General features: G+C 40.7%; 13 protein-coding genes. 10 read left to right on the top strand and 3 right to left on the bottom strand.

Annotated elements, in window-relative coordinates; all coding sequences use genetic code 11:
- Nucleotides 1-106 precede the first annotated feature (106 nt).
- From BM008_RS14505 to BM008_RS14485, 6 genes are read left to right on the top strand one after another with little or no spacing between them, the layout of a single operon-like run.
- Complete coding sequence (locus BM008_RS14505; protein ID WP_091938302.1) at nt 107-1,045, top strand: TOTE conflict system archaeo-eukaryotic primase domain-containing protein; 939 nt, start codon at nt 107-109, stop codon at nt 1,043-1,045.
- Nucleotides 1,045-1,221 carry a hypothetical protein gene (locus BM008_RS15045; protein WP_177188107.1) on the top strand — a complete coding sequence of 59 codons (177 nt, stop codon included), beginning with the start codon at nt 1,045-1,047 and terminating at the stop codon, nt 1,219-1,221. The genes BM008_RS14505 and BM008_RS15045 overlap by 1 nt, the downstream gene beginning before the upstream one ends.
- A 31-nt stretch (nt 1,222-1,252) precedes the next feature.
- Nucleotides 1,253-2,482 (top strand): site-specific DNA-methyltransferase, encoded by a 1,230-nt coding sequence (locus BM008_RS14500; protein ID WP_091938300.1) that lies wholly within the window; start codon nt 1,253-1,255, stop codon nt 2,480-2,482.
- Nucleotides 2,458-2,892, top strand: a complete 435-nt coding sequence (locus tag BM008_RS14495; protein ID WP_091938298.1) for a hypothetical protein — start codon at nt 2,458-2,460, stop codon at nt 2,890-2,892. The genes BM008_RS14500 and BM008_RS14495 overlap by 25 nt, the downstream gene beginning before the upstream one ends.
- Nucleotides 2,816-4,141: a DNA-packaging protein gene (locus BM008_RS14490; protein ID WP_245748071.1), complete on the top strand. Its 1,326-nt coding sequence runs from the start codon at nt 2,816-2,818 to the stop codon at nt 4,139-4,141. Before BM008_RS14495 ends, BM008_RS14490 begins: the two co-directional genes overlap by 77 nt.
- A gap of 2 nt (nt 4,142-4,143) precedes the next feature.
- Nucleotides 4,144-4,350 (top strand): hypothetical protein, encoded by a 207-nt coding sequence (locus tag BM008_RS14485; RefSeq protein ID WP_091938295.1) that lies wholly within the window; start codon nt 4,144-4,146, stop codon nt 4,348-4,350.
- 9 nt (nt 4,351-4,359) lie between these two features.
- On the opposite strand, the gene BM008_RS14480 is transcribed toward BM008_RS14485, so the two are convergent.
- Nucleotides 4,360-4,737, bottom strand: a complete 378-nt coding sequence (locus tag BM008_RS14480) for a hypothetical protein (protein WP_091938293.1) — start codon at nt 4,735-4,737, stop codon at nt 4,360-4,362.
- 232 nt (nt 4,738-4,969) lie between these two features.
- On the opposite strand from BM008_RS14480, the gene BM008_RS14475 reads away from it, so the two are divergent.
- On the top strand, nt 4,970-8,713 hold the full coding sequence (locus BM008_RS14475) for an ATP-dependent DNA helicase (protein ID WP_177188106.1): 3,744 nt from the start codon (nt 4,970-4,972) through the stop codon (nt 8,711-8,713).
- Between the two features lie 191 nt (nt 8,714-8,904).
- Here BM008_RS14475 and BM008_RS14470 read toward each other — a convergent pair whose 3' ends face one another.
- On the bottom strand, nt 8,905-9,183 hold the full coding sequence (locus BM008_RS14470; protein WP_091938288.1) for a Rossmann-fold NAD(P)-binding domain-containing protein: 279 nt from the start codon (nt 9,181-9,183) through the stop codon (nt 8,905-8,907).
- 185 nt (nt 9,184-9,368) lie between these two features.
- Nucleotides 9,369-10,067 carry a ribonuclease III family protein gene (locus BM008_RS14465; RefSeq protein ID WP_091938286.1) on the bottom strand — a complete coding sequence of 233 codons (699 nt, stop codon included), beginning with the start codon at nt 10,065-10,067 and terminating at the stop codon, nt 9,369-9,371.
- Nucleotides 10,068-10,403: 336 nt separating this feature from the next.
- On the opposite strand from BM008_RS14465, the gene BM008_RS14460 reads away from it, so the two are divergent.
- From BM008_RS14460 to BM008_RS14450, 3 genes are all read left to right on the top strand, one after another.
- Nucleotides 10,404-10,583: a hypothetical protein gene (locus BM008_RS14460; protein WP_091938285.1), complete on the top strand. Its 180-nt coding sequence runs from the start codon at nt 10,404-10,406 to the stop codon at nt 10,581-10,583.
- Nucleotides 10,584-10,795: 212 nt separating this feature from the next.
- Nucleotides 10,796-10,993 (top strand): hypothetical protein, encoded by a 198-nt coding sequence (locus BM008_RS14455; RefSeq protein ID WP_091938284.1) that lies wholly within the window; start codon nt 10,796-10,798, stop codon nt 10,991-10,993.
- Between the two features lie 7 nt (nt 10,994-11,000).
- Nucleotides 11,001-11,317, top strand: a 317-nt coding sequence (locus BM008_RS14450) for a hypothetical protein (RefSeq protein ID WP_143072378.1), incomplete at its 3' end; no start/stop codon positions are given.

Raw genomic sequence — 11,317 nt, 5'->3', positions numbered from 1 at the left:
AACCTTAAAATTGAATCCAGAATCTTGCCAAAAAGCCCCTATTAATTATATTATAGGGGGTTTATGGCAAAAAGTTGGACTGGTTTTAGACTGTTCGAAGTCCGAGTTGATCAAGAACTATCTTATCAACCGCTTCGATACTTTTGCAGAACAGAATGTTAACGGAACACAATACTTCCGGGTTGCTGTTCCAATAACTGACACGATCATCGAGAATCATATTGCAGGCAAGATCACCATCGGTGCTTATTCCACAAGCAAGGAAGGAACTTGTAAGTGGATATGTTTCGATGTTGATGCCCACAGGAAAAAGGATGATACAGAAGAGGACGTAATTCAAAAGGAGATAAAGGCCGAGGATGACCTGCAGAACCTGACATCCTTCCTGGACCGTATGCAGCTAAGATACCTGGTAGAATCGTCTGGTTCTCCTCATTCGTACCATGTGTGGTTGTTCATAAAAGAGGTGGAGGTTGAGAAGGCCTACTACTTTGCCAATGCAATTGCAAAGGAGGCAGGTTTCGATGGCGAGGTGAATCCCAAACAAAGGACCTGGAACAAAAATAATCAGTATGGCAATCTTGTGAAGTTGCCTTTTGCATTACACAGAAAACACAACGTATTCTCCTCTATTCATGGATGGGAAGGTGAGACCATGGACATTGCTGTCTATGATATTTCAGATATTGAGATCCCAAAGATACGAAAGAACAGAAGCAGGTCAGTGAAACCTGTTAACGTAAAGCTCAACGGAGTAAGGCCATGCATCCTGGCAGCACTTGAAAAGGACCTGTCCGGTGATCAGGGCAATAAGATGCGAGTAGCCATCGTTCGGGAGTTCTACAATTTTGGCATGACAGACAAGGAACAGCTCATCGATCTGTTCAAAGGTCAAGCAGATTTCGATCATGGGAAAACAGAGTATCATGTCACCAAAATCATCGAAAGAGAGTTCAATGTCTGGCCAAGGGAGACACTACTTGAAAGATGTCCTAAGTACATGACCTGTGAGAACTGCGATAGGTTCGATTGTAAGGAGGCATAATGAAATTCACTCCAGTATCCCGTTTATGCATCAACTGCAAGGGGAGGATCTTCATCACAGAACCGGTTGATGAGGTCACCTGCCCCAAATGTGGTGAGGTTATGAAAGTGGTCATGGGAAAGAAGATCAAGCTGTCCAGGATACCTGTGGCAGAAAAAACAGGCAAAAAAAGATAGATATTTCTAACATTCAAAAAAGGTACGAAAAATGCAAGTCATTACTATTCCTGTTGGCGAATTGAAACCTTTTGCCGACAACCCGAAACGACATCCTGAGAATCAGATGTCAGCACTTAAAAAGTCACTTTCCGAGTTCGGATGGACGAACCCTATCCTCATCACAGCTGATAAGATGGTCGTAGCAGGCCACGCAAGGCTCCAGGCTGCCCTTGAGCTGGGCTTTACCGAGGTTCCCGTAATAACCCTCGACCTGCCATACGAGAAGGCTGTGGCCTACGTCATCGCCGATAACAGGCTGGCTGAGCTGGCAGAGACGGATACTGAAACCCTGGCAAAGCTGCTGCAGGAAATAGCGGAGATCCCGGACTTCGACTTTGAAGCAATCGGTTACACTCTGGATGATGTGGATGGTCTGCTTGAATCGATAACACCTATGGAAGTCATGGAGGACGAACCCCCGGAGGTTCCGGAGGAGGCTGTGACGGTTTTTGGAGATGTCTGGGAGCTGGGCAATCACCGCTTGATCTGTGGGGACAGCACCGATCCGGACCAGGTGGCAAAGCTTCTGGGAGAGGACAAAGCCGATATGGTGTTCACGGACCCGCCATGGAATGTGAACTACGGAGCTACAAAGAATCCTCGCTGGAAGCAGAGAAGCATTCTCAATGATGCAATGGAAACAGAGGACTTCAGAGAGTTCATGATGGCAAGCTTCAGCTGTATGAACCAGTTCTCAAAGGACGGATGTCCGACCTATGTAGTGATGTCGGCCCAGGAATGGGGGAACATGATGCTTTCCCTGAAGGAAAACAACTACCACTGGAGCAGCACGATAATCTGGGCCAAGGACAGGCTTGTCCTCTCCAGGAAGGATTATCACACCCAGTACGAGCCCATATGGTACGGTTGGAAGGACGGTGCTCCAAGGTTATGCCAGGTGGAGGACAGGAAACAGTCCGACCTCTGGGAGTTTGAAAGACCCTCTGCATCTGAGCTTCATCCGACCACAAAGCCGGTGGCCCTTGTTGCAAATGCCATCAGTAACTCCTCTCGGCAGAAGGGGATTGTGCTGGACCTGTTCGGTGGCTCCGGCACGACACTAATTGCGTCACATCAACTCAATCGCGTCTGTTACACAAGCGAGCTAGACCCTCGGTATGCCGATGTCATAATTCAGAGATATGTCAATCTGACCGGCAATCGTGAACTGAAAAGAAACGGAGAGGACTTCACATGGGAAGAAAAAAGGGAAGCATAAAGATGGTAGACATATCCGAACCGCTGATCAAGCTCCTCAAGTCCGGGGTTCCTGTGATCCATGCCTGTGATGCCGTGGGAATAGCATCTGTCACCTACTACGACTGGATGAAAAAAGGCGAGACTGCAAAGTCCGGCCAGTATTTCGAGTTCTACCATGCGGTGAAGAAGGCTAGGGCAGAGGCTGTTGCCAGGAACGTTGCCATTATCCAGAAAGCAGCTGCCCATTCCTGGCAAGCTGCAGCATGGTGGCTCGAGCGCAGCTGTCCTGCAGAGTTTGCTAAGCGGGAAGTTGAGATCAATATGACCCAGAACAACGTTGAGATAAACATTGATGAAACACGAGACAAGATCAATGGCAGAATCAATAGCATTGCTGCCAGAGTCAGAGTGGCAGAAGATCCTGAGTGATCTTAGCGATGACGAGATCCAGCAGCTGGAATACGACTGGAAGTTCTGGGCCCGTCCCAATCAACTCCCTCCTGCAGGTGACTGGCAGTACTGGTTGGTACTCGCAGGTAGGGGATATGGCAAGTCACGAACGGGGGCTGAATGGATCCGGGAAAGGGTAGAGTCAGGCAAATCCAGGAGGATAGCACTCGTAGCCCCTACAGCTGCAGATGCCAGGGACACGATGGTGGAAGGGGAATCCGGAATACTGTCGGTCTGTCCGCCATGGAGCCGACCGGTCTACGAGCCATCAAAACGCAGGCTCACCTGGCCTAACGGTGCGATTGCTTTGCTTTTCAGTGCCGAGGAGCCGGACAGGTTGAGAGGTCCCCAGCACGACACTGCTTGGTGTGACGAGATTGCAGCCTGGAAGTACCCGGAAAAAACCTGGGACATGCTGCAGTTCGGTTTAAGGATTGGTGATGATCCAAGGGCAGCCATCACAACAACCCCTCGGCCTATTCCGCTTGTCAAGAACATCCTGAACGATACCAGTACCCACGTAACAAGAGGATCCACCTACGAGAATCTGTCCAACCTGGCACCTGCCTTCATCGATGTGATCATTAGCAGATACGAAGGAACCCGGCTGGGTAGACAGGAGCTCAATGCAGAGATACTAGATGACAATCCTGATGCACTCTGGACAAGGCAGATGATAGAGGATGCAAGGTTGTCAAAAGTTCCCAATCTCCTACGCATTGTGGTTGGTGTGGATCCAGCTGTTACGTCCAATGAAGCTTCAGCAGACACAGGCATAGTTGTTGCAGCTGTGGATGAACGCGGAGAGTACTATGTCCTGGGGGACTACACTATCCATGCAACGCCGAAGAAGTGGGCCCAGGAGATTATTGCAGCCTACTACAAGCACTCTGCAGACCGGGTAATTGGGGAAGTGAACAACGGTGGAGAGCTTGTGGAATATACGCTCAGGACAATCGATCCTAATGTTTCCTACAGATCAGTAAGGGCCAGCAGAGGAAAGCAGACCAGGGCCGAGCCTATCAGTGCTCTGTATGAGCAGGGTAAGGTACATCATGTGGGATCCTTCCCGGCTCTTGAGGACCAGATGTGTGATTGGATTCCAGGAGAAGGAAGTAGTCCGGATAGGATGGATGCACTTGTATGGGCGTTGTCAGAGCTTAGTAAATCAAGGTACGGACCGCAGAAACTGAACATGTCATCACTTATCAAAACAAGACCGAGGTAATTATGAGACCAAAACTCTATGCAACTGTTAGTAAGAATACGACCGCAGTACTTCACCGGGTGATGAAGGAGCAGGACTGTAACAAGAGCCAGGCAGTGGACTTTATTGCGGAGTATTATTCTAAAATGCAGAACGATCTCAGGGAGAAGCAAGTGGAAGAGACTGCAGAACTTGTGATTGAGAAGCTTAAACTGAAGAAGTTGGTGTAGTTGCTCAAGTTAGAACTTATTTCTTTCATAATATGTGAAAATATTTCCCTTTGCGTCTCTTAGCTTGAAAAAATCTCCACTTTTATGTGATTCAAGTAATTCAAAAGTATCTTCTTTTATAATGCAAATATTTAGTTTTCTTAGTAGTGTTACATTTTTGAAGTATCGAGTAATTCCAAGCTGTTCTTCTAAAGAATCAATAAAATCTTCTTTTTCTTCGTTTGGCATTTCTGAAAATATAGTTTCCTCATCGTCTACACCTATTACTAAGTCATCTGGATGCAGTATGGCAGCTTCATAAATATCATAAAGACTGCATAATTCATCATCAGCTCGGCTTAATATATTGTCAACTTGTTCTTCCGAAAGGGGATCAGGTTTTGCCATTGTACTACTTCCACTTTACCTTTTTTTAGTTGTTCGTTTATATTAATTTTCAGATTTGTCCCGGTAGAAGACTTCCCTCGTAAACATAAAAGAGCAGAGCTAAATCCACATGTTTTATCGATTTTAAGGATATTCACGTTTTCTGTTTAAAGTACTGTATGCCGTTATACATATAACCTTCTAATAAATAATTGAAATGTCATAAGGTATTATGATTTTTGGAGAGAGTCAGATGAAACTGCCAATAAGACATCTTTCAGTGAGAGTTCCATGGCATGATAGTTTGTGGGATGGGACGGTCTGTAATAATCCCCGAGATAATGCATCTTGCATGTTTCTGCCAAGAATCAAAGAAAAAAATGTTGAGTTTGAAGAAAAATGTAAAGGCAAACATTTCAGTGAACTCTCTTACAAAGATTTGCCACCCTGTGTAGCAGAAAAAGCGACTTTTATGTCAAAAGAAGAAATCACCAGGGTAGTGAATCATCCATATAAAGAAAGTGTCGATTTGTATGCTCATTACAAGGATACTCCTCTTAAAATCCCCCCATACAGTTTTTCAGTAGTTCCTTTTCTGTGGATGATGAAAGATCCAAAAAAACATGAGTCGGAAAAAGCAAAAGAATTAGAACTTTATTATGAACCATCTTTGGAACCAAAGTTAGATTTCTTTTCAATATGGGTACAAAACGATCATAACCAAAAGGTACTATTAGATGCATTTGCCAGTTCTTTAGAGGTTGAAAAATCCTTAGTATTTATATATGCAAAGCATACTCCGTTATCAGATTTAGCAGACAGGGTCTTAATTGGTGTTGGAAGGGTAACAGGTATTGGGGAGATTAAAAAATACAACTCTGCCATAAAAAATCCCTCTCATGAAAGTTACATATGGGAGAGACCAGTTTATCATTCAATTAGAGAGAAAGGATACGACGGATTCATTTTGCCTTATCATGAGATTCTTGAAAGGTCAAAGACCGATGAAACAATTGATCTTGCCAGTTTAATTGCGATTGCTCCTAACAGAGAACAGTTTTCTTATGGTTCTGAGCACGTAACTCACGACACCGCAATTGATGCACTTTTAGAACTTAGGCAATCTCTGGAAAAGATAGGACACGTACTTGACAAAAATTATGAAGCGTATCTAAAATGGATAGACGATAGGATATCAGAACTATGGAGCATGAGAGGAGCTTTCCCTGGAATAGGTGCTGTTCTATCTGCTATGAAAATAAACCAAGGCAACTTAGTGGCTTTTGAGTTGGAAAAGAAGATTTTTGAAATGGACGGAGACCAACTTAAAACAGACCCATGGGATGTATTAGATCAGATTTTTACTGGCAATGATCGCATACTGCCTTCAAATGTAACGAAAAATATTGGTTCCACCTTTAAGCGAATATGGGAGCAAATACCAGATGCGCGAAAGAAGTATTTGAATCTGATGAGCAGGATGGAATTAAATAATGAACAAGCAATAATGTTCTATGACGATCGTTCAATGAAGAAGAATAGGTTGGATTGCTCTGAAAATGATTTAATACAAAATCCTTATCTTTTTTATGAAAAGAGTCGTTATACTCCACACGCGATAGAGTTCACCACTGTTGACAAAGCTTTCTTGCCCAGCAAGAAAATAGAAGATGTATTCCCCATTGAAAAACCTTCACATATTGAAGATTCTATTGACCCACGAAGAGTGAGAGCTTTATTGGTTGATATTTTAGAGGGAAATGCAGATATTGGAAACACACTGTTACCGGAATCCAAGATAATCACTCTTTTGGATGAAAAGAACATCGAACCCAAGTGCTCGGTAACAAGAGATATCATGTCAATAATTGCGTCTTCGTTTGAAGATGAGATAGTAGTCATTGAATCAGACGAGGATAACTATTATAAATTGAAAAGATTGACAGATGTCAGAGACACAATACACAAGTTCGTTTCTAGAAGAATCAAAGGCAAATGTATTGATATTGAAAAAGATTGGGAAGCCATCATCAAACAGAAAATCAAAGGTGATAGAACTACAACAGTTCTCCTTGAAAAAGAAAATAAAGCTCTGAACGAAAAATCAGCAGCGTTAAGAGAACTTGCAAGATCTAGGTTTTCTGTCTTAGTAGGTCCTGCAGGAACGGGAAAAACAAAACTCTTAGATATACTATGTGACTTACCTGAAGTCAAGAATAAAGGCATTTTAAAACTTGCTCCTACAGGGAAAGCAAGGGTTAAATTGGGGAGCGATGCTCAAACTGTTGCCCAATTTTTATATAAACATGATCGATATGATGTCGAGACTGGAAGATATTATTTAAATCCAGATGCTTGCCAATATGGTGAATGTAAAACTGTTATAATTGACGAAGCGTCAATGTTAACAGAAGAACAATTATCTGCAATAATCGATACAATTGTGGGAGTCGAACGATTTATCCTTGTGGGCGATACTAGGCAGCTGCCTCCAATTGGCAGTGGAAGACCTTTTGTCGATATCGTAGAGCATTTAAAGCCTAAACACTTTGATTCCGGTAAACCGAGAGTAGCTAAAGGATTTGCTGAGTTAGAAGTTATTTTTAGACAGAACGAGCTTGAAGGACATGCAGACGGAGACGAACGCATAGATGTTAGGCTAGCAAGCTGGTTTAGTTCATCTTCCATTCGAAAAGAAGATGAGGATATCTTTGATATTTTAGCAGATAAGCAAAAACATTGGAAGCACCTTAAGCTTAGAAGTTGGTATCAGGTAGGTGAGCTTCACCAAATATTATTAGAAGAGCTGAAAGAAGAGCTTCATCTTGAAAGCCAGGATGATCATATTGGTTTTGATCTCTCTTTGGGAGCAATAAAAGATGGCAATTTCACTTATTTCAATATTGGTGCAGCAGAAAAAATAGAAAATTGGCAAATCCTTTCTCCTCAAAGAGGCTATGGATATGGTACAAAAGAGATTAATCGATTCATTCAGAAAACATTCAAACAAGGTGTAATTGATAAAGCGTTAAATCTAGAGAGGAAAAAAAGACTAACAGCAAAGCCTATGGGAATCGATAATATTGTTTATGGCGACAAAGTAATCAATGTAAGAAATAAGCGTTGGGATAAACCATGGAATAGGTTATATCCAGAATCAAAATCCAATGTAAGTTTACGCTATATTGCAAATGGCGAAATAGGAGTTCATACAGGACCATTTACAAAGAAATGGAAGGGTGAATTTCCAGCACAAATTACATTTTCATCTCAGCCTGGATATTCATATATTTTTAAAAGTAGGGATTTTGAAAATGAGAATGAATCCCAGCTGGAGCTCGCTTATAGTATAACTGTACATAAATCACAGGGTAGTGGCTTCAAAACCGTTATCTTAATTTTGCCGAATCCATGTCCGTTACTTTCTAGAGAATTGCTTTATACAGCATTTACAAGGCAGGAAAATAAAGTAATCATCCTATTCCAAGGAGATTTAAAAGATTACAAAAAATATACATCGGACAGATTCTCTGAGACTGCCAAGAGAATAACTGATTTATTTGAAATGCCTGATTTGAAAGAAATCGATAATGTAATTTATGATACAAACCATGTTCAGATATCAGCAAAGGGAGAATTTATGATTTCTAAATCAGAAGTCATCATAGCTGATCATCTATTCTACAATAAAGTGAATTATGCATATGAACAAATTTTGAGAGATGAAAATGGACGTGAAATCAAACCTGATTTCACTATTGAAGACCCTGATACAGGCAGAGTGTTTTATTGGGAACATCTCGGGTTACTAACTAAAGAAAATTATCGAAATAAATGGAAATTAAAGGAATCCTGGTATCGTGATAACGGTATAGTTCCTTTAGACGAAGCTAAAGATGAAGATGATAAAATTCTCATCACGACAAAAGACAAACCAGACGGTGGTATTGATTCAAAAGAAATAAAAGATATCATTGTAAACTATATCCTTGCTTAAAACCATAATTCTATGAGCTATTTAGTTCTGGTGTAGATGTGTCTTATTATATTTGTTTAGTTTCAAATACGCATCACACCATCTATATATATATATAATGTCGTTAGGTACTATTTTCAAGACTGCAGAACTTATGATTAAAAAGTAAATAAAGAAAAGAAATGCTCAATAATATGAAAATATAACTTAAATCATGAAAAAACATCTTTCACTTTAATGCAAAAATCTAAGAAACCTACAATTCCTAGTGTAGCTCCTATAAGTCCAATAGATAACTTTGCATTAAAATAGGTGCTTTCTTGGATTTGACCCCATTCTCCAGACGCTTTCGGTGTATTTTCATGTATGCTGTCTATAGTAAATTCTGCAATTTCAACTTCACTTGTTGGTGCATCTGTTGACAGCGAAACGATATTCATGAATAGGAAAGAAATTACGATGGTTATTAAAACACCTATATTTTTTTTCATTAAATATATTACAACATTTGAGTTTAAATACCTTTATATATAGATAATTAATTTCTCTTTTAAATCTAAAAAAATGGAGAAACCATTGTTACCGGAAACGATATGATGATTAAGTAAATATAGCAGGCATTGGTCAAAATAGCCTTAAAAATTGAAAAAGAAGATTATATCAATCTTCTTATAGCTTAATTCAATCCAAGGATAGATATCACTTTTTCACATGCATTTTCTCTAGCTTTCTGTTTACTGCCTCTCGCAACATCTCCCTGATACTCTTCGCCATTAATCCAAACATATCCAACATGTTCGGGGTCATGATCAAAACCACCGACTCTTTTTTCATCAAATTCAAGGAAATATCCAAATTCATCACAATGTTCTTTTACAACAGTGACGGGATCAGTGCGGAGAATGTCCTTTATTCTTTCGTCATCTAGAATCAGTTCTTCCCCATAAAGGTGAAGAATAACTTTTTCAGTGGTAGACCAGTCCTTACCACTATCAATAAAGACTGCACCAATCAATGCTTCCCAAAGGGAAGGAACCCAGTTTTTCCGACTATTCTTTGTGTTTTTTTCATAATCGGTGATTTTTATCAGTTTATCGAATCCATAACTGACGCATAATCTTGGAAGAACACGCTTGTTGTCTACAAAATAACTTGTCAGCTTTGAAAGGATTCCTTCATCTACATTGTAGTTTTCAAATAGATGAACTCCAATTATGGTATTCTGAACTTTGTCACCCACGAACTCTAATCTTTCATTGTTCTTTGTTGGATTGTATGAACTGTGAGTGAAAGCTTCTTCTAACAAATCTCGATTATTAAAAACATAATCGATAGTCTGCTCTATACATGTAAGTCTGTGTGTTGCAATATCCATTTTAATTGCCTCTTTTCTTGGATTTCGCAACAAAAAGAAAAAAGCAAGAAAAATTAATTCATCTATCCATATCTACATTCTAATTCTACGCTGTGCTTGCCACAAAATAGAATAAGGATGTGGATGCAGTTACATGAATTAATTTTTGTTGTTTTTTTAATCTTGTTACTGTACAACTTTAATGAATAGGATAACATTTAAACTTTTCTACATGCAGGAAACAAAAAATAATCCTTCAAAAACAAAATCGCATTGAAGCGCATTGATTACCCGCATCACACAATATATATAAGGTCGGAGCGTACTGTTTTTACAGAATAATTACGAGGCAACAACATGTCCTGGATAGCAACCGTAGAGATTGAAGGCGACAAATTCTTTGCAAGATGTGAATACAATCATCCTAATCTTATCCGCCTTCCTTCTGGAAGGCAATCATACTATTGCAAAACATGCGGTGCTTTGTTTGTAGTTGATCCTAACTTTTCTGAACTCATAGAGAATGACGATATGTAAGTTCTTCTCCTATGGAAAGTGTATTAAATTTATATAGTTGCAGCATTCTGATTCCACTGCATGAGTGATACCTGTTCTACATGCACATTTTTTAAACCAACGGCAATTACATATGGTTTTTGCAGACGCGAGTCTCCTGTTGCGAAGGCAGGTTTTCCGGTAGTTCCCTCAAATGAGTGGTGTGGTCAACATGAACCCAGGAGCAGAAAACCATGATAGAATCATATGCAACTGAAGCAGCTACTTTTCTGATAGGAATTGGTGCAGGCATAGTCATAAGGGTAAAGCTTTGGTGGAAGAACAAGACCGCAGAAGAACGAAAATCCTTCGTCTACGAGATTCTGCAGTCACTGGAAGATGGTAAAATCACCACTGTAGAAGCGAAGGCTCTACTCAAAAAACACCTGTGAGGCATCCATGGTCCGTCTGAATGCCACAATCAATGACCCACATAATAAGCCGATTACTCTCATGGCATCCGCAGGTATCAAACGAACAGACACATCTACCAAGTTTGGAGGATACCAGAACTTTGACACTGATAGCCGGTTCAAATATTACCAGCAGCTTTCAACCTGCACTCCACATGTTTCCACATCCCTGAACAAGCTGGCACTTTCCCTGGTAAAAGGCATGCAATTTGATGGAACCGGTTCCAAGATTATTAAAGATTTTGAGCGATGGTCCAGTAAGGTCAACTTCCTTGAGCAGGTGCAGACACTTGCCAGGCTTCT

The sequence above is a fragment of the Methanolobus profundi genome, from assembly GCF_900114835.1.
GTDB classification, from domain to species: Archaea; Halobacteriota; Methanosarcinia; order Methanosarcinales; family Methanosarcinaceae; genus Methanolobus; species Methanolobus profundi.
The sequence above is the reverse complement of the archived record's forward strand: the minus strand, read 5'-3'. Positions and strand labels throughout refer to the sequence as shown.